General features: G+C 62.9%; 16 protein-coding genes. 7 read left to right on the top strand and 9 right to left on the bottom strand.

Going from position 1 to position 20,907, the window contains the following annotated elements; translation table 11 throughout:
• The first annotated feature begins 14 nt into the window (after positions 1-14).
• Positions 15-809 (top strand): SDR family oxidoreductase, encoded by a 795-nt coding sequence (locus V1293_RS17035; protein WP_334511047.1) that lies wholly within the window; start codon positions 15-17, stop codon positions 807-809.
• A 194-nt stretch (positions 810-1,003) separates the two neighbouring features.
• On the opposite strand, the gene V1293_RS17030 is transcribed toward V1293_RS17035, so the two are convergent.
• Positions 1,004-1,465 carry a hypothetical protein gene (locus V1293_RS17030; protein ID WP_334511046.1) on the bottom strand — a complete coding sequence of 154 codons (462 nt, stop codon included), beginning with the start codon at positions 1,463-1,465 and terminating at the stop codon, positions 1,004-1,006.
• Positions 1,466-1,585: 120 nt separating this feature from the next.
• On the opposite strand from V1293_RS17030, the gene V1293_RS17025 reads away from it, so the two are divergent.
• Positions 1,586-2,209, top strand: a complete 624-nt coding sequence (locus V1293_RS17025; RefSeq protein WP_334511045.1) for a hypothetical protein — start codon at positions 1,586-1,588, stop codon at positions 2,207-2,209.
• On the opposite strand, the gene mdlC is transcribed toward V1293_RS17025, so the two are convergent.
• From mdlC to V1293_RS17005, 4 genes are all read right to left on the bottom strand, one after another.
• Positions 2,206-3,825, bottom strand: a complete 1,620-nt coding sequence (gene mdlC / locus V1293_RS17020; protein ID WP_334511044.1) for a benzoylformate decarboxylase — start codon at positions 3,823-3,825, stop codon at positions 2,206-2,208. The two genes, V1293_RS17025 and mdlC, sit on opposite strands and share 4 nt — an antisense overlap.
• Positions 3,826-3,969: 144 nt before the next feature.
• Entirely contained in the window at positions 3,970-4,824 is an 855-nt protein-coding gene (locus tag V1293_RS17015; protein ID WP_334511043.1) for an FAS1-like dehydratase domain-containing protein, read from the bottom strand.
• The gene (locus tag V1293_RS17010) at positions 4,821-5,951 is read right to left on the bottom strand and encodes a CaiB/BaiF CoA transferase family protein (RefSeq protein ID WP_334511042.1); all 1,131 of its coding nucleotides are present in this window, start codon (positions 5,949-5,951) and stop codon (positions 4,821-4,823) included. The genes V1293_RS17015 and V1293_RS17010 overlap by 4 nt, the downstream gene beginning before the upstream one ends.
• Positions 5,952-5,960: 9 nt before the next feature.
• Positions 5,961-7,127 (bottom strand): acyl-CoA dehydrogenase family protein, encoded by a 1,167-nt coding sequence (locus V1293_RS17005; RefSeq protein WP_334511041.1) that lies wholly within the window; start codon positions 7,125-7,127, stop codon positions 5,961-5,963.
• Positions 7,128-7,255: 128 nt separating this feature from the next.
• Here V1293_RS17005 and V1293_RS17000 point away from each other — a divergent pair, with 128 nt between their 5' ends.
• The 3 genes from V1293_RS17000 (at position 7,256) to V1293_RS16990 (ending at position 12,775) form a co-directional block, all read left to right on the top strand.
• The gene (locus V1293_RS17000; protein ID WP_334511040.1) at positions 7,256-8,179 is read left to right on the top strand and encodes a LysR family transcriptional regulator; all 924 of its coding nucleotides are present in this window, start codon (positions 7,256-7,258) and stop codon (positions 8,177-8,179) included.
• A 1,300-nt stretch (positions 8,180-9,479) separates the two neighbouring features.
• Entirely contained in the window at positions 9,480-11,702 is a 2,223-nt protein-coding gene (locus V1293_RS16995) for an adenylate/guanylate cyclase domain-containing protein (protein WP_334516759.1), read from the top strand.
• 44 nt (positions 11,703-11,746) lie between these two features.
• Positions 11,747-12,775 (top strand): hypothetical protein, encoded by a 1,029-nt coding sequence (locus V1293_RS16990; RefSeq protein WP_334511039.1) that lies wholly within the window; start codon positions 11,747-11,749, stop codon positions 12,773-12,775.
• 80 nt (positions 12,776-12,855) lie between these two features.
• Here the strand turns inward: V1293_RS16990 and V1293_RS16985 are convergent, their stop codons facing one another.
• Together V1293_RS16985 and V1293_RS16980 are read right to left on the bottom strand one after the other, a co-directional pair.
• Complete coding sequence (locus V1293_RS16985) at positions 12,856-14,055, bottom strand: adenylate/guanylate cyclase domain-containing protein (RefSeq protein WP_334511038.1); 1,200 nt, start codon at positions 14,053-14,055, stop codon at positions 12,856-12,858.
• A 162-nt stretch (positions 14,056-14,217) separates the two neighbouring features.
• Positions 14,218-15,729 (bottom strand): FAD-dependent monooxygenase, encoded by a 1,512-nt coding sequence (locus V1293_RS16980; RefSeq protein WP_334511037.1) that lies wholly within the window; start codon positions 15,727-15,729, stop codon positions 14,218-14,220.
• A 577-nt stretch (positions 15,730-16,306) separates the two neighbouring features.
• Here V1293_RS16980 and V1293_RS16975 point away from each other — a divergent pair.
• Positions 16,307-16,480: a hypothetical protein gene (locus V1293_RS16975; RefSeq protein ID WP_334511036.1), complete on the top strand. Its 174-nt coding sequence runs from the start codon at positions 16,307-16,309 to the stop codon at positions 16,478-16,480.
• A gap of 386 nt (positions 16,481-16,866) precedes the next feature.
• On the opposite strand, the gene V1293_RS16970 is transcribed toward V1293_RS16975, so the two are convergent.
• Positions 16,867-18,141 carry a cytochrome P450 gene (locus tag V1293_RS16970; protein WP_334511035.1) on the bottom strand — a complete coding sequence of 425 codons (1,275 nt, stop codon included), beginning with the start codon at positions 18,139-18,141 and terminating at the stop codon, positions 16,867-16,869.
• Between the two features lie 27 nt (positions 18,142-18,168).
• The gene (locus V1293_RS16965; protein ID WP_334511034.1) at positions 18,169-19,440 is read right to left on the bottom strand and encodes a cytochrome P450; all 1,272 of its coding nucleotides are present in this window, start codon (positions 19,438-19,440) and stop codon (positions 18,169-18,171) included.
• Positions 19,441-19,664: 224 nt separating this feature from the next.
• Here V1293_RS16965 and V1293_RS16960 point away from each other — a divergent pair, with 224 nt between their 5' ends.
• Positions 19,665-20,837 carry an isovaleryl-CoA dehydrogenase gene (locus V1293_RS16960; protein WP_334511033.1) on the top strand — a complete coding sequence of 391 codons (1,173 nt, stop codon included), beginning with the start codon at positions 19,665-19,667 and terminating at the stop codon, positions 20,835-20,837.
• Positions 20,838-20,907 lie beyond the last annotated feature (70 nt).

The raw sequence follows: 20,907 nt of genomic DNA, 5'->3' as shown, positions 1-20,907 counted from the left end.
CGGGAGGAGCGGCCATGCAGGTGACCGGCAAAGTCGTGGTTGTCACCGGTGGCGGCAACGGCATCGGCAAGGCGATGTGCGAGGCCTTCCATCGCGCAGGCGCAGCCAAGGTTGTTGTCGCCGATATCGATCCCGATGGCGCGCGAGCCGTCGCCACCCCGATCGGTGGGGCGGCCTTCAAATGCGATGTCGGAAAGGAGAAGGACGTCCATCACGTCATCGAGGAGACTGAGCATCAATTCGGCCCGATCGCGCTGTTCTGCTCCAATGCCGGCATCGGCGGCGGTTTCGATCCACTGTCGGTCAACGCCGGCGGAAACTCCGACGAACCGTGGCAGCGAAGCTGGGCCGTTCATGTCATGGCGCATGTCTATGCGGCGCGGCACCTGATCCCGCGCATGAAGGCGCGCGGCGGCGGCTATTTCCTCAATACGATTTCGGCGGCAGGCTTGCTGTCGCAGGTTGGCAGCCCGGCCTATTCGACCACCAAGCATGCCGCGGTCGGCTTTGCCGAAAACCTCGCGATCTCGCACAAGGCCGACAATATCAAGGTGTCGATCCTGTGCCCGCAGGGCGTCGACACCAACATGCTGCGCTCGATCCCCAAAGGCCCGCAATCCGGCGACGGCGACCTGTCGCCTGAGCAGGTGGCGCAGGACGTGCTGAAGGGACTGGATGAGGAAACCTTTGTGATCCTGCCGCACCCGCAGGTGCTGGGCTACATGCGCAAGAAGACCGAGAATTACGACCGCTGGATATCAGGCATGGCGAAGATCCAGGCGAAGATGCGGGAAGCCTACGGGAAGTGAGAACGTAGCTCGGGATGCAGCCAATGGGTCGCGCGAACGCGCGCCCGATGACAGGCTCCGCGAAATCCGGGACAATCCCATCCGTGAATAGATCTATCCCGGATTGCGCTACACTGCATCGGGGGTACGAATTTTCTCAATGCAGTTGCGAACGAGAAGGGCGGCCCTTCGGCCGCCTTTCCCGACCAACTCTCTTACTGGCACCTGTGCATTAGGCCGTCTTCCAGCCGGACCATTGTGCCGGGCTGGCAGATGATGCCGTTGCGTGCGGCATAGTCCTGGCTCCATACGCCCGGGCCGCCGTAATAGGCTTGGGAGACGCTGCTGCTGGCATAGGGGGCGCCGCCGCCGGCATAGGCGCCGCCGCCGTAATAGGCGTAGGGACCGCCGCCGGCATAGTAAGCCGCCGTCGTTCCGGCTGCGACGGCACCGGCGCCCACTGCGGCCGCACCGGCCGCGGCCCGCCGCGCCTGCCGCCGGGCAACGCCCTGGGTCGGGGCATATGGATCACCCGCCTGTGCCTGCGCGCGCTCGATCGACAGCGAAGCACCCTTCTGTTCGCTCCAGTCAAACGAGAGCACGGTCGCGCATGTGAAGACGGAGACGGCGAGGGCAGCTTTTGCCAGGGCAGCTTTTTCAAGGCTTGGCTGTTTCATGATTTTCACTCCAGGGTTGCCCCATGCCGAATTCTCGTGCGAGCGTAGAGGGCCGTCAAGTAGGGCCGCGTACGGAACTTGCAGACGAATTGTCGGGCCTTTGAATCAAGAAGAGGTTTCATGAGCTGGCGTGGCTGGCCATTTGGAAAAGTTTCGGCGCCGCCGCTCGATGCGCCGCATGCGCTGCTGGCGGATATCGAGAGGCAGGGCAGGCAATATCTCGATGCGGTCGACAACGGAAAATGGATCTATCCGGCCTGCACACGGGCGTCGTCGGATGCCGGCGTCGACAAGGACGCCATCTGCAACCATACGCGGCTGGAAGCCATGCGCTATCTGCTGACGGTGCCGAGGGGCGAATTCAGGCTGCTCGCCGAGCCCGGCTCGCAACCGGCGATACTGGACGCGTATCTTCGCCAGCTGCCGCACGATCAAACGGTGATCGAATTCACCGGCAACACGATGAGCGATCTGGCGATTGCCGTCATTGCCGGATTCAACTGGCTCACCCATTGCGCCGGCCTGGCCGGGGCCGACCGCAGGACATTTTCGGGGACGCTCAACCATTTCCGAAAGGTTGCGATGTCGGCGCAGAAATGGTGGGAGATGAAGGGCGCCGGGGAGCGCTACGCGCAACTGTTGCAGGCGCAGCAGGAGCCGCCGCTGTTTCTGTATCTGGTCTGGGCGGATTACACCCGCCTTGCCGAGGAAATCGCCGCGGCGCAGTCCTCGCGTCGGGCTTAGCTCTTCTGCGCGTAGAGCAGCGGCACGGCCGAATCCACCATCACCTCGATCAGGCTGGTGCCGTCATGCCCGAGTCCGTCCTTGAGCGCGCCCGCGAGCTCGGATGATTTCGTCACCCGCACGGCATGGCAGCCCATGCCTTCGGCGAGCTTGACGAAATCGATGCCGGGCAGCTCGAGGCCCGGCACGTTGCGCACCTGCATCACCTGGCTGAACGAACGCATCGCGCCGTAGCCGGCATTGTTGATGACGACGACCGTGAGCGGCAGCTTGCGGCGTGCCGCGGTCCACAGCGCCTGGATCGAATACATCGCCGAGCCGTCGCCGATCAGGCAGACGGTGCGAACGCCCGGGCGGCCCAGCGCCATGCCGACGGCGGCGGGCAGGCTGTAGCCGAGGCCGCCGCTCGACATGGTGTAAAAGCTGTCCTGGCCGCGCATCGGCATGAACTTTTGCATCGCCGGGCGATGCGAGGGCGCTTCCTCCACCAGCGCCGCATTGGCGGGCATGGCTTCCGACAGCGCGTGCAGCAGGAACTCGACCGGCAGCGGGTCGGCGGCTGACGGCGCCGGCGGCAGCGTGCGGCCTTTCGGCATCGCGCGTTTGGATTCCGGAAGCAGGTCGAGCAGCATTGCGAGCGCCGGCTTCATGGTCGCGATGATGCTGACGCCCGACGGCGTGACGGCGGCCGCGTCCGGGTCGTCGGTGATCTGGAAGATCGTGGTGGCGCCGTCGAAGATCGCGGCATGGCCCTCGACATGGAAGGTGAACACCGGCGCGCCGATCACCACCACGAGGTCATGATCGCGCAGCGCATCCGACAATTGTCCCGGCGAGGCATGCAGGAAACCTGCGAATTGCGGATGCCTTTCCGGGAACGAGCAGCGCGCCGAGAACGGGCTGACCCAGACGGCGGCTTTTGTCTTCTCCGCCACCCGCACCATCAGGTCGACGGCCCCGGCGCGGTCGATGCCGGGGCCGACGACGAGGGCAGGGCGCTTGGTCGCCGCGAGCGCGGCGACCAAGGCCTTCATCGCCTCCGGATCGGGGCCGAGTTCGCGGCTAACCTTGCGCGCCTCGATCGGCTGCGTCGGGCGCGTCCAGTCGTCGATCGGGATCGAGACGAAGGTCGGTCCGCAGGGCGGCTGCATCGCGACGTAATAGGCGCGCGCGATTGCGGCCGGCACGTCTTCGGCGCGCGCCGGCTCGATGCTGTATTTGACATAGGGCCGCGGAAATTCGGAAGCGCGCTCGGCGTAGAGAAAGGCCTGCAGCGGCAGGATCGAGCGGGCCTGCTGGCCCGCGGTGATGACGAGCGGTGTCTGGTTGCGGTGGGCGGTATAGATATTGCCGAGCGCATTGCCGACGCCGGCGCCGGAATGAAGGTTGACGAAGCCGGCATTGCGGGTCGCCTGGGCGTAACCGTCGGCCATGCCAACGACGCTGGCCTCCTGCAGGCCGAGTACGTAATCGATGTCGTCGGGCCAGTCGCTGAGGAACGGCAGTTCGGTCGAGCCGGGATTGCCGAACACGCGCTTGATGCCGAACGCGCGGAGCAGGCTGAAGGTGGCGTCCTTGACGGTGTGCGAGGTGGTGGCGGGTTTGCGGGACGACATCAGATGACTCCGAAAGCTAACTGCTTACTCCGTCATTCCGGGGCGATGCGAAGCATCGAACCCGGAATCTCGAGATTCCCCGGTGCGCAATTGCGCACCTGAGGTCTGGTGCTAGCGCACCAGCCCGGAATGACGGTGAGCGCCTCACCACGTCGCCGTGCCCTTCATGGTCGGCTGGCCCTCGGCATTCGCGATCCACAGCTCCATGCCGGCGCTGGTCTCGTTGGCGTTGATCGAGAACTCGCCGCCCTCGAACAGCGGCTGAACGCCGCGATAGCTGAACTTTTTCGGCGCCGAGTCGCCATGAAGCTTTGCCGCGAATTCGACGATCAGTGCCGCCTGCAGCGGGCCGTGGAAGATCAGGCCCGGATAGCCCTCGACCTTGGTGACGTAGTCACGGTCGTAGTGGATGCGATGGCCGTTGAAAGTCAGTGCGGAGTAGCGGAACAACAGCACGGGATCGCTGACATGGCTTTCGCGGTGCTTTGCCACCGGCGGCGGTGGAGGCGTTTTGGGTGGTGAGGCCGGGGCCGCGCCTCCCATGTCGCGATAGACGATGTCCTGCCGTTCGCGGATCGCCGCGCCGCGCAGCGTCGTGACGGTGTGTTCGACGGAGACGAAACACAGCACGCCGGTGGAACCGGTCTTCATCGTTACGTCCGATATCCGCGACGTCCGCGTCGCTTCATCGCCGACGCGCAGGGGTCTGAGGAATTGGATTTCGCCGCCGGCCCACATCCGGCGCGGCAGCGGCACCGGCGGCAGGAAGCCGCCGCGGGCCGGGTGGCCGTCGGGGCCGAGCTGCGACATCGGAAACACCGGCTGCGCCAGACACCAATGCGTCGTCCACGGCGCAGGGTCGCCCGTGGTGGGTTCGCCGATGTTCTGAAACAGGGTTGCGCGCAGGGCCTTCACCAGTTGGGCCGTGACGATGTCGGTCGCTTCGGTGGTGTTGCCGATCCATTGGCGCAGATGGTCGAGATCGAGGGTATTGGTCATGACTTGATGCTCCGGGCACGAGGAGCTTTGGGAAGTTCAACGTGGTCGCCAATGGCGGGCACCGCGCCGTAGTGCCGCTCCTCGCCGACGAAGATCGCGGCGGGCGCAGCATAGCTCACCTTGCCGTTCGGCGTATCGACCTCGATTCTACGAAGATGCGGATGCACGGCGAGGTCGGCCATCGTGTTGACCTCGGCAAACGCAATGTCGGCGTCCGCGAGGCGCTTGAGCAAATCGACGCGCGTCATCGTGGCAAAACTGTCGGCCACCGTCTTGTCGGTAAGCTGACGGTTGCGCACGCGCTCGACCATGTTGGCGAATCTGGGATCATTGGGCAGATCGGGCTGATCCAGCACTTCGGCGCAAAGCTTCTTCCACTCGCGCTCGCTCTGGATCGAGATCAAGATGCCCTTGCCGTCTTTTGAATTGAACACGCCATAGGGCGCGATCGAGGGATGGGCCAGCGCCATCCGCTTCGGCGGATTGCCGGCCTCCGAATTGATCAGCGGCACCGCCATCCAGTCGGCCATCACGTCGAACATCGAGATCCGGATATCCGCGCCCTTGCCGGTGCGACCGCGTGCGATCAGCGCCTCGAGGATCGAGGCATGCGCGGTGGCGCCGGTTGCGATATCGACGACGGAGATCCCGACCCGCGACGGCCCTTCGGGGCCGCCGGTGATCGAGGCTAGCCCGCTCTCGGCCTGGATCAGGAGATCGTAGGCCTTGCGGTCGGCATAGGGGCCGTCGTCGCCATAGCCCGAGATGGTGCAGCAGATCAGCGCCGGATAATCTTTTCGCAGCCGCTCCAGCGAGAAGCCGAGCTTGTCCATCGAGCCCGGCTTGAGGTTCTGCAGCAAGACATCAGCGCTTGCGATCAGCTCTTCGAGCGCGGCGCGGCCCTCCTTGGTGGCGAGATCGATCACCACGGAATTCTTGCCGCGGTTGAGCCAGACGAAATAGCTGCTCTGGCCTTTTGCGGCGGCATCATAACCGCGAGCAAAATCGCCCTCGGGCCGCTCGACCTTGACGACATGCGCGCCGGCATCCGCCAGCCTGGAGCTGCAGAACGGCGCGGCGACCGCCTGTTCGACGGAGACGACGATCAAACCCTCTAACGGCAACATTTGATGTTCTCAGTAGGAGCGGGGCAGGCCGAGCACGTGCTCGGCGACGTAGGACAGGATCAGATTGGTCGAAATCGGCGCGACTTGATACAGCCGCGTTTCGCGGAACTTGCGCTCGACGTCGTATTCTTCGGCAAAACCGAACCCGCCATGGGTCTGCACGCAGGCATTGGCCGCTTCCCAGGAGGCGTCCGCCGCCAGCATCTTGGCCATGTTGGCTTCTGCGCCGCAATCGAGCCCGGCCTCATATTTGCGGGTGGCTTCCTTCACCATCAATTCGGCCGCGCGCATCGCGGCGTAGGCTTTCGCGATCGGAAACTGGATGCCTTGATTCATGCCGATCGGACGGCCGAACACGGCGCGCTCCTTGGCGTAGGCGGTGGCTTTCGCAATGAACCATTTGGCGTCGCCGATGCATTCGGCGGCAATTAAAATGCGCTCGGCGTTCATGCCGGAGAGGATGTAGCGAAAACCCTTGCCTTCGTCGCCGATCAGGTTTTCGGCCGGCACCCGCATGTCCGTGAAGAATACCTCCGTGGTGGCGTGGTTCATCATGGTGCGGATCGGGCGGATCTCGAGGCCCTTGTCCTTCACGTCGCGCATGTCGACGATGAAAACCGAAAGTCCGTCGGTGCGCTTCCTGGCCTGTTCCTTCGGCGTGGTGCGCGCCAAGAGGATCATCAGGTCGGAATGTTCGGCGCGGCTGGTCCAGATCTTCTGGCCGTTGACGATGTAGTGGTCGCCGTCGCGCTTGGCGACAGTCTTCAGCGAGGAAGTGTCGGTGCCGCTGGTCGGCTCGGTGACGCCGAACGCCTGCAGCCGCAACTTGCCGCTGGCGATCCCGGGCAGGTATTTCGCTTTCTGTGCGTCGTTGCCGTGCCGCAGCACGGTGCCCATCGTGTACATCTGGGCGTGACAGCCGCCGCCGTTGCAGCCGGCGCGCTGGATCTCTTCCAGGATCGCCGCCGCCGCCGAAAGCTTCAGCCCGGAGCCGCCATATTCCTCGGGGATCAAGACCGAGAGGTAGCCGGCTTCCGTCAGCGCGTCGACGAATTCCTTCGGGTACGCCATCTGGCGGTCGAGCTTGCGCCAGTATTCGCCGGGGAACTGGGCGCAGAGTTTGGCGACGGCGTCGCGGATGTCATGGAATTCGTCTTGTTGTTCTTGTGCGGTCATTTGATTTTCTGGCGATGGATAAGGGTTGATGTCAATTGCCGAGGTGGCGGGGCCGTTGTGAAATCGCGGCCGGTCTCCTATGCTGAATTGTTATAGCGTATGAACCTGCCTTCGAAGATTGGCAAGCGATGGATATCAGGCAGCTCAGGACGTTCAGTTGCGTGGCGGAGCTCGGCAGCCTCAGCAAAGCCTCCGACACGCTGCGGGTGGCGCAGCCGGCACTGAGCCGCCAGATCAAGCTGCTCGAGCATGAATTGAGGGCCGAGCTGTTTACCCGGAACGGCCGCGGCATGGTGCTGACCGATGCCGGCCGGCTTCTGCTGGCGAGGACGGCGGGCATCGTCCGGCAGATCGACCAGGTGCGCGACGAAATCCAGTCCGCGGGCGGGCCGCCGTCGGGCCGGGTGGTGCTCGGACTGGTGCCGACCGTGAGCTGCGTGATTTCGGCGCGGCTCGCCCGGCGCACGGTCGACAGATATCCCGGCATTTCGCTCTGCATCGTCGAAAGCTACAGCGGCCATCTGATGGAATGGCTGCACCGCGGCGAAATGGATCTGGCGCTGATCTACGGGCCGTCGAGCGACCTGCATCTGACCGTGCAGAGCCTCGGCCGCGACCCCATCGTCGCGGTGGGGCCGCGCGGCAGCGGGCTGTCGCAGAGGAAGCTGGTCGATATCGGCTGGCTGTTGAAACAGCGGCTGGTGCTGCCCAGTCATTCGCACGGGCTCCGCGCGCTGATCGAGCAGGCGGCGGCAAAGAAGAAACTGAAGCTCGACGTCAAGCTGGAAGCGGATTCGTTTCGGGTGCTGACAAGTCTGGTCGAGGAAGGGTTGGGGTACACACTGTTGCCGCCTTCCTCGGTGCGCCACGAGGTTGCCAGCGGCCGGCTGGAAACGGCTGCAATCGCAAAACCGTCGCCGATGCGCGAACTGACCCTTGCGTCTCCCATCGATCATCCCGGCTCGACTGCGATCACGCTCGTGAGCGAGTTGCTTCGCAGCGAACTCACCGCCTGCCGCGAAGAAGGCCTCTGGGACATCAAGCTCGCCTGACCCGATGTGAGGGCCCGGGATTGGCTTAGAACAAAACGGTCCAGCCGGGCATTCTCATCTGGCTACAGCAGTCATGCCGCAATTGTATAGGGGCGGCGCAGGCTTGCCGGAACGGTGGCGGCGTCCGAAAACCTTCACACAACCAGACGGGGCAGCGGTAACGGCGACGGTCCACTATGGGGTGACGCGATTGACCCGGAGCAGAAATCGGCCCGTTGTTGGTTTTCGCGGGAATCGAATTCAGGTCATTGCCGGGCGACCATGGCGTTTCACCACGGACAAGCGCCGCTTAGCCTCGGGTAATTGCCGTCCATCACCTGGAGCGGGGCATCCTTCGGGCGGCGCCGGCAGGCGCACGAGCAGCAGATCATCAAGGTCCCTTTCGGCCGCCGCCCCTAAAGCGCCAGCATCGCGGCAATGGCGGCCAAACGGGCGAATTTTCGAAGACGCGGCTTCTGATCGCGCATCGAATTTGCGCAGCGCGGCAACAAGTTTGCACTGCCATCAGGTCGACGGTTGTGCTCTCTTTGGCTGCGCGACCTCTCGCTGATCATTTCAGCCCCAGCCCCATGGTCGGCTTCGAGAGGGAGCGCTGCCCCGGCGTTGATCCCCACGATTCGCGGCGGTCGCCTTGTTCATGAGTTCACCTGGAGTGACAGCCATGGTGCAGAACCTAGTAGTCGGATTGGTCGTGGTGGCTTTGATCATCATGGGCGTGCTTGCCTACGCCCAGAAACATGAGGGGTGCTTGCACGGGCGCTCGCTCCAAACCTTCAAGCCCTGCGGATCGGTTAGCGTTGACCTGTAGCGCTGGCCGCGAGCTGCGGCCAACCTCGCGCGATTTGGTGCTCATGATCCCGGGCAAATCCCGGTGCCTATCTCCGTCTGTACGGGCCGAGCCGAGCCGTTCTTCAACCGAACGTGGGTTCTTGGCAAACTGAGCGACTGATCTGGCGACAAGTTGGGCTCGCTTCCGTTGGTGGTCTGTCGAAGGCTGCTCTTGGCAGATTTTGTTGCAAGTCGAAAATCGAACGCCCCCGAAAATTCTCGCGACAGGTGATTTTCAGAGAGCCGTAACGTTGCGAAGCGCCATCACGCCGCTACGCAGGTCCGTGGTCGTTTTTCCGAGGAACGACGTGGTCCCCCCTCACGTCGCCACCAGTAACCCGGACATCGGCTGCGAGGTTCGATCTGGGTCGCGAACGACCCGTAACGGAACCCGAAGTTGTGACCAACTTCACATGGATCGCTCGACTTCTGGCGCATTGTAGTGGCGTTATTGATATTCGTTGAGGTCCGGATGCACTGCACGAATTGCGCAGCGGAAGTCCCGGAGCAAAGGAAATTCTGTGGGCGGTGCGGAGCGGCGGCAGTGCGGCGCTGTCCGGCCTGCGGCGTGACAAACCCGGCCCTGAACAAGTTTTGCGGCGACTGCGGGACCAAATTTCTTCTGAATTTTTCCGCGGTCGCACCGACGGCACGGGACGCGCGCCCGATCGAACGCCGCCAGCTTACGGTACTGTTTTGTGACCTGGTCGGATCAACCGCGCTGTCCGCGGGGCTCGATCCCGAAGACTTCAGCGCAATCATCGCCGGCTACCGGCGCTGCATTACTGAAACCGTTGCCGGCTTCGACGGCTTTGTCGCGCGACATCATGGCGACGGTGCGGTGGTATATTTTGGCTATCCTCATGCGCACGAAGACGACGCGGAGCGCGCCGTTCACGCCAGCCTCGCATTAGTGCAGGCGGTCGCCGCCTTGCCCGCGAAAGAAAAATTGAGCGCACGCGTCGGCGTTGCAACGGGCGTCGCGCTGGTCGGCGATATGTCGGACAGCGCGATTTCCGAGGAGCATGGCATCCTCGGCGACACCCCGAATCTTGCCGCCCGGCTGCAATCGCTCGCACAACCCGGCGGCGTTATTATCTCGGGTCGCACAAAGACGATCGCGGGACCGCAATTCGAATATCTCGATCTCGGCAAAGTCGAGATCAGCGGATTCGTAAAACCAGTCGCTGCCTGGCAAGTCGCGGGCAAGACAACCGTGACCAGCCGATCGCACGCTCTCCAAAGTTCCGATTTACTGCCGCTGATCGGTCGTGATGAAGAAATGGAGCTAATTCTGAGTCGATGGAAGCGGGCCAAGAGCGGCGAAGGTCAGGTGGTGCTGCTTTCGGGTGAAGCGGGGATCGGCAAATCACGGCTCACCGTCGCGCTGCTGGAACAGCTTGCGCGCGAGCCGCACATACGCCTGCGTTGCTTCTGCTCGCCGCAGCATACCGACAGCATGCTCTATCCGGTGATCGGCGAGATGTTGCGCGCCGCTCGCTTTGCTCACGATGACAGCCAGCAAGTGAAAATGGACAAGCTTGACGCGCTGCTGGCGCAAAGCGCGACGCCGCCCCAGGATGCAGCGCTGTTTGCCGAAATGCTGTCGCTGCCCAACGATGGACGCTACCCGCCGGTTGAAGTTGAGCCGCAGCTCCGTCGTCAGAAAACGCTGAAAGCTCTTGGTTGGCAAATCGAGGCGCTGGCGCGGATCAATCCCGTGCTGGTGATTTTCGAAGATGCGCATTGGGCCGATCCAACCAGCCTCGAATTGTTCGCCCGGACGGTGGACCTGGCCGTGAGCCACCGGCTCTTGATACTGGTTACTTTCAGGCCGGAATTCAGCCCGCCCGTGATTGGACGGCCGCACGTGACTGAGCTGACCCTCCATCGGCTGGCGCCGCGCGACATCGATTTCCTGATCGAGCGAGTCGTCGGCAACCGATCGTTGCCGGCGGGTATCCGCCAGGACATCATCGCGCGCACCGACGGCATTCCGCTGTTCGCCGAGGAGATGACCAAGGCGGTGCTGGACGCGGAGGATGAGAGTGATGCATTCGCAGGAGCGCCTGCGCCTCTTGTAGCGGTTCCGGCAAGCCTGCAGGCCTCGCTGATGTCGCGGCTCGATCGACTCGGCCCGGCGAAGGACGTGGCGCAGGTCGGCGCGGCGATCGGCCGGACATTTCCCCACATGTTGCTGGCAGCGCTCGTGCGAAAGCCGAAGGAAGAACTGGACTCCGACCTCGACCGGCTCATCGCGGCCGGTTTGTTGTTTCGACACGGCACCCCGCCGCATGCGAGCTACCTGTTCAAGCATGCGCTGGTGCAGGACATCGCCTACAGTACGCTGCTGCGGGAGCCCAGGCGCGTGCTGCATGCGCGCATCGCCGAAACCCTCGAAAGCCAGTTCGCAGAAATCGCCGAGAGCCAGCCCGAGCTGCTGGCGCGTCACTACACAAAGGCCGACCTGATTGAGAAGTCAGCGCGCCTGTGGGGCAAGGCGGGACAACGTTCACAGGAGCGTTCGGCGCTGGTCGAAGCCGCAGAACAACTTAGCCAGGCTCTGGCGCAAATCGCGACCTTGCCCTCTACGTCCGACCTGCGGCGCGAGCAGATCATTTTGCACGTCGCGCTCTTGAACACGCTCATGCATGTCAAAGGATATGGCGCGCCCGAAACCAAGGCCGGGCGTTGATCGAGCAAGCGGAACGACTCGGAGAACCTCCCGATGACCCTTCGTTGCTGCTGTCGGCCCTGTTTGGCCAGTGGATCGTCAATTTCATAAACTTCAATGGTGACGTTGCGCGAGAGCTCGCAGCGCGGTTTCTGGTGCTTGGCGAGAAGGAGGAAACGGCGGCGCCGCGCATGATTGGACACCGCACCATGGCGAGTACGCTCGCGCTTATGGGGGATCTCGTCGAGGCCAAAGCGCACTACAATGAAGCCCTCGCCCTTTACCGCCCCGCCGAGCACCGGCGATTGATGACGCGATTTGGCCAGGACCTCCGGGTAACGTGCCTGGCGTTCCGGTCAATGGCCTTGTGGCTGCTCGGTTATCCCGAGGCTGCGCTCAAAGATGCAGACTGCGCGCTAGTGGAAGCGCGCCAGATTGAACATGCCGCCACTTTGATGTTTACGCTGAATTTCCCGATTCTTGTGAATACCTATTGCGGGAATTACCACGCGGCAAACGACCATCTCAAAGAGCTTGTCGTGCTGGCCGAGGAGAAAGGCGCCCCGTTCCGAAAGGCCGAAGGCGTGTTACGGCGGGGCTATATCCTGACCCTGACGGGAGCCGCGAAAGCAGTCGAGATCGTCACGGCGGGTATTGATTTATGGCGGTCGGCCGGATCGACGATATTTACGCCGGAGCAGGAGTTCATGCTGGCAATCGCCCATGCCAATTCGGGCCAATTCGATGAAGCCTGGCGCTGCATCGACAAGGCAATGACGGCGATGCACTCCACGAAGGAGAGATGGTGCGAGGCTGAGGCGCATCGCGTTGCCGGTGAAATCGTGCTCAAGTCGCCGCAGCGGGACGAGGCGAAGGCGCAAGCGTATTTCGAGCATTCCCTGACCCTTGCGCGAGCACAGCAGGCAAAGTCGTGGGAATTGCGCGCGGCCATGAGCCTGGCGCGGCTCTTGCGCGATCAGGGAAAGCGGCAAACGGCACGTGACCTCCTCGCCCCGATCTATGATTGGTTCACCGAAGGTTTTGACACAAGCGACCTTCGAAAGGCCAAGGCGTTGCTCGGCGAGCTTCATTGATAAGGCCATCCAGCCGAGCTCGCGATCCATGGAGCCCGGCTGGAGAAATGCTCAACGCGCGTCCGCTACGGAAGCGGGTTTCAGCCGTGATACGCAAACAGCTCGATTGGGTCGTTGAAGCCGCGGACCGGATGTTCGCCGACGTGTTCGAGATCGAAATCGCGTTCGACGAAGTCGGCGAACGCGCGGGACAGCAGCACCGTTCTGCCCAATTGTTTGGTGAGGGTTTCGAGACGCGAAGCCATGTTGACCGCGGGACCGATGACGGTGAAGTCGAGCCGGGTACGCGACCCGATATTGCCGTACATGACGTCTCCGACGTGGACGCCGATGCCGTAATTCAGCGGCGCACGACCGGTTTCGCCGTTCTTTTCGTTCAGGGCAACCATGGCCTTGCGGGCTTCGGCCACGGCATGCAGCAGATTTGCGCAGGCTTGGGGCTGGCTGAGCGGAAAAATGGCGAGCAGGCCGTCGCCGATGAATTTCAGAATTTCCCCGCCATGTCGCGCAATCGGCTCCGACATCGCGTCGAAATAGCCGTTGAGAAGATCGATGACGTCATCGCGCGGCCAGTTGTCGGAAATCCGGGTGAAATCACGCAGATCGCAGATCATGATCGCGGCGCGCACCGTCGTCCCGCTGCCGCGCCTGGTGGCGCCGGCCAGAATGAGTTCGCCGGCATGTGTCCCGACATAGGTTTCGAGCAGCGTTCGCGCCAGCCGGTTTTTCATGCGGATTTCGCTGACCAGCGCGAGAACCGGCAACAGCTTCAACAGGCGGGCGATATGCGCGTCGTCGAAACCACCTGGCCGATCGGTTGCAAAGGTCACGATATGCCGCTTGCCGAGCGTATGGTACAGCGGCCACGCCACATAGTCGGTCAGGCCTTTCGCCCGCATCTCGCCATAGATGGCGTGCTTGCGGCCCAGCGACGGGTCGCGTTCGAGATTCTCGCGCACCTCGGTGGCGCCGTCATGGATTTCGTTGGCGGGACTACCGATGTATTCGGATCGCTCCCTGACATCGTAGTCGACCCTCGCAAGCTCGGCCTCGCGCATCCCGTCGGCCCACATGATCCGGGCGCCAAGCCACTGCGGATGGTAGATCAGGAGATGAAGCGTCGCCCGCTTGACGGGAATGCCCGCTCGCTGGAGCCGGACACACAGTTCAGCAAAAATATTGTCAAGGAAGCGCTCATCGCGCGTACCGTTTGTCAGCCAGTGCACAACGTCGTCGTCAGAATGTGCGGGGACGGGATCGATGTTTGGCGGCGCGTTCATATCTTGCTCCCGAGCAGTGACCCGGATCGACGGTACGGGATATGTCGTGTGCCTGGTCGACGCCGTCAATGGAGTCCGCCGCAGCTTCTGCCATCCTCTGCAAACGACGAGGCGCAGATCTCAAACAACGACTGCCCGGGACGCTTCCGCGAAACCTGTCGGCTACGCCGCGGCAGGCGGTCCGAACCAGGTGGTTAGCGCGTCAGCGGGCCCCGACCGGGTTGAATCCCCCACCCAGGCTACATATCCGTCGGGCCGAATTAGCACGGCGTCGGGGGCCGTGACCGCGCCAAGCACCGGAAGCTCCCACGGACCAACGCATTTGGCGTCGACAAGCCAAACCCGATCCGCCCATGGCGTGATGTCGAAGCCGCCGGGCTCACCGAGGTTGAGCAACACCGGCCGCGCCTCGTGCAGCAGCGTGAAGACCCGCAGCGGGCCGCTGGCGGTGACCAGGTCGAGATCGGGCATGCGGCGTCCGAGCAGCTTGTGTCCCTCGCCGAGGTCGTAATGAATGCCGAGACCAGACATCATAGCGGCGACCCGCTTGCGAGGCTCGTCAATGCCCAGCAGCTCGGAGATGGTCTCGCGCAAGGCGTTGGTGCGATCATCGGTGCGGAGCAGCGCGACTTGCGCCATCGTGTTGCGCAACACGGTGGCGGCGATCGGGTGCCGCTCGGCATGGTAGGTATCGAGGAGGCTTTCCGGCGACGTCTTCCTGACGACCTGGGCCAGCTTCCATCCGAGGTTCACCGCATCCTGCACACCGAGGTTGAGGCCCTGTCCGCCCGTCGGGTAATGCACGTGCGCGGCGTCGCCGGCCAGCAGCACCCGTCCCTTGCGATAGGAAGCTGCCTGCCGGGCCATATCGGTGAATCGCGAAATCCAGGTCGGACTGTGGATCCCGTAATCGGTCCCGTAGACGGCGATGAGCGCCTCGCTGAGATCGCGCAAGGTGGGTTCGCCGGCGGCCCCGACGTGCCGTTCGGTCACCATGACCCGTGCCGGTCCCCCATCCATGTAGACCACCTCGCCATCGCGGATCTCGTACTTCAACTTTCCGAAGCCATGGACGCCTAAGGCATCACGGTGGATGCCCCATTTCGGCTCCTCGGCCACCTCGACTTCTGCGATCAGGTTGCTGACGGTCGGATCCCATCCCGGAAACGCGATGCCAGCGGCTTTACGGATCAGGCTGCGTCCTCCATCGCAGCCGACGACATACTCCGCCCGCAGCGATCCGCCGTCGGACAGCGCGATCTCCACGCCGCTATCGTCCTGCGCGATACCGGTCACCTCAATTCCGCGATGGATCGTGACCGCCAGCTCCCCGACCCAGCCGGCCAGGATGCGTTCGATGTGGTTCTGCCACAGCCCGAGCCCGTAATTGTGCCTGGTGGGAAAGTCGCTGATGTCCAAAGAGACTCCGGCGAACGCCGCCACCTGCGCCACCTGTCCCTCCGAGAGGAACCGATCGGCGATGCCTCGCTGATCGAGCACCTCGATCGTGCGCGCGTGCAGACCGCCCGCGCGCGAGCCAGCGAACTCCTGGCTGGCGCGCCGCTCGACAATCGCAATTTCGATGCCCGCCAACGCCAACTCGCCTGCCAACATCAGTCCTGTCGGACCTCCGCCGACGATCACCACCGCGTGCTCGGTCTTTGCCGCACCCATTTCGTCCCTCCGTTGCAATTGGCTTCGGCAGGCTTTTACGGGATGCCCGGGGGCTTGAAGCAAGCCCCTCGCGGGCTACATATCAATGTGGGGAGACTGATATTCTGCTTTCCGGTTATTTCCGCGGTCGAGCGGAAAGTTGCGAAAATGGTTTTGGCCCTCTGGCGCGAAACCGACCTGCCGGGCCGATCTGACGATGCAGTCGATGGGGCAGAGCGGACCTCGGCTATGCGCGGCCCCACCGAGACGAATGACCCGACGCAGACATCTTGCTTGTCTTAACCCCGGATCGCGTATGCCGTGGCTGCCCCGATCAGGAGCCAGAGAGCTATCCCGATAGCGCATGCCAGACTCGGGCCGACACCAACGCTCAGCGGACCTGCCAAGCGGTCCGGCGATCTCGGATCATTGAGGCGAAGCAGACTTCGAACACCTGACCCACTATCGGGACTCGCGAATATAAATTGTTGTCAATGGCCCGTTTCAACCAAAAATTGTGATATGCCGCTTTTTCACCTGTCATGGAGGCGCTGTATGTGAAGCCTGAAGTACAATCAAAAGTGGTTCGAGCGTCCCAATGCCAACGCATCTCCGCACCATCGCTCCAGCTGTCGGCGCAATGTGGTTTGTGTGCTTCCTGCTGGCCTATACGCTCGCCGGCAGACAGGCCTCACTTTGGCTTGTAATCGGCACAGGTTTGCTGGCTATTGCCCTGGTGTGGCTTGTGAAGTCGCGCGGCTCCAACACCTGACGTGCCAACGCACGCGCAAAGAAAATTCCCCCCACGTCGCCTATTGTGCTGATCACCATTCCGTTGATCGGAAGTGAGCCGCCGTCACTCATCGGCTTCGCAAGCTAGGCCGGATATTGGAGCCCTCTCACGCCTGTGTTTCGGAAAGCGGTGGACCAACGAGGCTTCCCGCACCGTTACAAGAAAGAGCCTCAGCGCGGCCCGCAAAGGCAAGATCGGCGTCACCGTCGAGATCAAGGTCAACTTCCTCAGCCCCGCCGGCATCGAACTCATCGCCCGCGCAAGCATACCCCGGCTTCACGGCCACGATGCGGAAACCCGCCGCGCCTTGAAGACCTTGGCGTTGATCGCCTCCGCAAGCTCGGGCGGATTTAGCTCGGTACCCATCAGCCGGGAATGCGCACCGGCAGTTGCTCGATGCCGCGCACGAAGCTCGAATAGACCCGCTTCGGCTCGCCGACCACCTCGATGCGGTCGAAGCGCTTGAGCATTTCCTGCCACACGATCTTCAATTGCAGTTCGGCGAGCCGCATGCCGACGCAGCGGTGAATGCCGAAGCCGAACGACAGATGGGTGCGGGGCCGGGCGCGGTCGATGATGAACTCGTCGGGACGCTCGATGCCCTCCTCGTCGCGGTTGCCCGAGACGTACCACATCACGACGCGGTCGCCCTTCTTGATCTTCTTGCCGCCGATCTCGGTGTCGACCAGAGCGGTGCGGCGCATATGGGCGAGCGGCGTCTGCCAGCGGATCACTTCCGGCACCATGGAATCGATCAGCGCCGGGTTTTCGCGCAGCTTCTGGTACTGGTCCGGGTGCTCGTTCAGCGCCAGCACCGAGCCGCTCATGGTGTTGCGGGTGGTGTCGTTGCCGCCGACGATCAACAGGATGATGTTGCCCATCAGATTGTCCGGGTCCATGTGCCGCGTCGCGTCGCTATGCGCCATCATCGACAGCAGGTCGTTCTTCGGCGGCGCATTGACGCGCTCGTTCCAGAGCTTTGAGAAATAGGCGTAGCATTCATCCATCTCCTGGCGCCGCTGCTCGGGCGATTCCACGACGCCGCTCTTGGGCAGCGCGGTCGAGACGTCGGACCAGCGTGTCAGCTTGCGCCGCTCCTCCCAGGGGAAATCGAACAGTGTCGCCAGCATCTGCGTGGTCAGTTCGATCGAGACGCGCTCGACGAAGTTGAAAGTCTCGTTGCGCGGCAGATTGTCCAGCACCTTTTGCGAGCGCTCGCGGATCAGTTTCGCCAGCTCATCCAGATGCGTCGGCGTGAACATCGGCGACACCGTCTTGCGCTGCGCCGAATGCCGCGGCTGATCCATCGCGATGAAGCTCGGATAGTCGTAGCCGGGCGGCACGTCACGGATCGAGATGCCGCCGAGTGTCGAGTCGGAAGAGAACATGCCGTGGTTGGTATCGACATGCATGATGTCGTTGTATTTTGTCACCGACCAATAGGGCTCGATCGGCGAGTTGGTGCAGTAATGCACCGGCTCTTCCTTGCGCAGCCGCTCGAACCACGGCCACAGGGTGTCGTTCTGGAACAGCTTTGGCGCACCGGGATGAAAATCCTTCAGCGGCGTCGAATAGGCTTCCTCGCGCGCGGCGCGCAGAAGCTCTTTCCTGTCGGCTCTGATTGATGTCTGGACGTTCATTTTTCGATCATCCCGGGTGATAGGGCTTTAGCCGGCGATCCGGACCGGCAGGGTCTCGTAGCCTTTGACAAAACTCGAATACACCCGCTTGGGTTCTCCGACCATCTCAATATTCTCGAAGCGCTTGAGAATTTCCTCCCATATAATCTTTAGTTGTAGCTCGGCCAGCCGGATTCCGACGCAGCGGTGGATGCCGAAGCCGAAGGAAACGTGGGTGCGCGGCCGGGCGCGATCAATGATAAATTCGTAGGGACGTTCGATCACGTCCTCGTCGCGGTTGCCGGAGACGTACCACATCACGACCTTGTCGCCCTTTTTGATCTGCCGGCTGCGGAACTCGACGTCTTCGAGCGCGGTGCGGCGCATATGCGCCAGCGGCGTCTGCCAGCGGATCACCTCAGGCACGAAACTGTCGATCAGCTCGGGATTGTCGCGCAGCTTGCGGTACTGGTCGGGATTCTTGTTCAGTGCATAGACGCTGCCCGACAGCGTGTTGCGGGTGGTGTCGTTGCCGCCGACGATCAGCAGGATCAGATTGCCGAGAAAATTCTTCGGGTCCATGTCGCGAGTGGCGTCGCTGTGCGCCATCATCGACAGCAAGTCGCTCTTCGGCGGCTGGCTGATACGCTCCTTCCAGAGTTTTGCGAAATAGGTCGCGCATTCCATCAACTCGGCCTGGCGTTCCTCCTCGGTAGCGACGAGGCCGCCGGGGCCGGGAAGGGTGGTCGCGACGTCGGACCAGCGCGTCAGCTTGCGGCGGTCCTCCCAGGGGAAGTCGAACAGCACCGCGAGCATCTGCGTGGTGAGCTCGATCGAGACCTGGTCGACCCAGTCGAACACCTCGTTCTTCGGAAGGTTGTCGAGGCATTCGGCGGAGCGCTTGCGGATGTTGATCGCAAGCTGGTCGAGATGGGTGGGCGTGAACATCGGCGCCACCGTCTTGCGCTGCGCGGAGTGGCGCGGCTGGTCCATGGCGATGAAACTCTCGCGGCGCAGGTCGGGCGCGATGTCGCGGATGGTGATGCCGCCGAGCGACGCCGCGGACGAGAACACCGCGTGGTTGGTCTCGATGTCCATGATGTCGTTGTACTTGGTCACCGACCAATACGGCCCGAACATGCTGTCCTTGCAATAATGCACCGGGTCTTCCCGGCGCAGCCGATCGAAATACGGCCAGAACGAGTCGGTCTTGAACAACTCGGGATGGCTGACGTCGAAATCAGCGAGCGGAATCGACTGAGCCCGCTCGCGCGCGGCGCGCAGATGGGAATCTCCGGCGAGATCGATGGTTCCGTGCATGGGCCTCTCCCTGGCTGTTCCTCCGCCGAAGCATGCCGGAGGGGCGATGTTTTACCCTATTACATCCCGAGCCGTGCGCCGGCGCAAGGACGAGTTGAGTGCATTTGGCCGCATCGGCACGGTGGCCGCCTCGGGGCCAAGCGAGCGCATTTCGCCTCGTGACAAGGACATTTCCGGGGACTAAGGCTGTTTGAAACAACGTTTAATTCCGCCGGGAGGCGACCATGATCCCCAACGCCCATCGGATGCTCAACTTCGATCTCGGCGAGACCGCGGATGCTATCCGCGAGACGGTACATGCGTTTTCGCAGAACGAAATCGCGCCGCGCGCCGCCGAAATCGACCGCAGCAACCAGTTCCCCAGGGATCTCTGGCCCAGGATCGGCGCGCTCGGCCTGCACGGCATCACCGTCGAGGAGGAATATGGCGGGTCTGGCCTCGGCTATCTCGAGCACTGCATCGCACTGGAAGAAATGTCGCGGGCCTCGGCCGCGGTCGGCCTGTCCTACGGCGCGCATTCCAACCTCTGCGTCAACCAGATCCGCCGCAACGGCAACGAGGCGCAGAAGCGGAAATACCTGCCAAAGCTGATCTCCGGCGAGCATGTCGGTTCGCTGGCGATGTCCGAACCCGGCGCTGGAAGCGACGTGGTCTCGATGAAGACCCGCGCCGACAAGAAGGGCGACCGCTTCGTGCTCAACGGCAACAAGATGTGGATCACCAACGGCCCGGAGGCCGATACGCTGGTGGTCTATGCCAAAACCGACGCCAACGCCGGCCCGCGCGGCATGACCGCCTTCATCATCGAAAAGGGCATGAAAGGATTTTCCACCGCGCAGAAGCTCGACAAGCTCGGCATGCGCGGCTCCGACACCTGCGAACTGGTGTTCGAGGATTGCGAGGTGCCCGAGGAGAACGTGCTGAGCGAGGTCGGCCGCGGCGTCAATGTGCTGATGAGCGGCCTCGATTATGAGCGCGCGGTGCTGGCGGCGGGCCCGATCGGCATCATGCAGGCCTGCATGGACGTGGTGCTGCCCTACGTGCACGAGCGCAAGCAGTTCGGCGAGCCGATCGGCAGCTTCCAACTGGTGCAGGGCAAGATCGCCGACATGTACACCACGATGAACGCCTCGCGCGCCTATGTGTATGCGGTGGCAAAGGCTTGCGACCGCGGCGAGACCACGCGCGAGGACGCTGCCGGCGCCATTCTCTATGCGGCGGAAAAGGCCACCCAATGCGCGCTCGACGCCATCCAGCTTTTGGGCGGCAACGGCTATATCAACGACTACCCGACCGGGCGGCTGCTGCGCGACGCCAAACTTTACGAGATCGGCGCCGGCACCAGCGAAATCCGCCGCATGCTGATCGGGCGGGAGCTGTTTGAAAAAACGGCGTAGAGCTCCGGTTCTGATTAAATCAGAATCGAAGCTCTGGATTCTTTGTTATCCACTTCGTCCGAAAACGCTT

The organism is Bradyrhizobium sp. AZCC 1693, assembly GCF_036924745.1.
In the GTDB taxonomy this organism is placed as follows: Bacteria; Pseudomonadota; Alphaproteobacteria; order Rhizobiales; family Xanthobacteraceae; genus Bradyrhizobium.
Note: the sequence above shows the minus strand (reverse complement) of the source record. Positions and strands in the feature narration are given on the sequence as shown.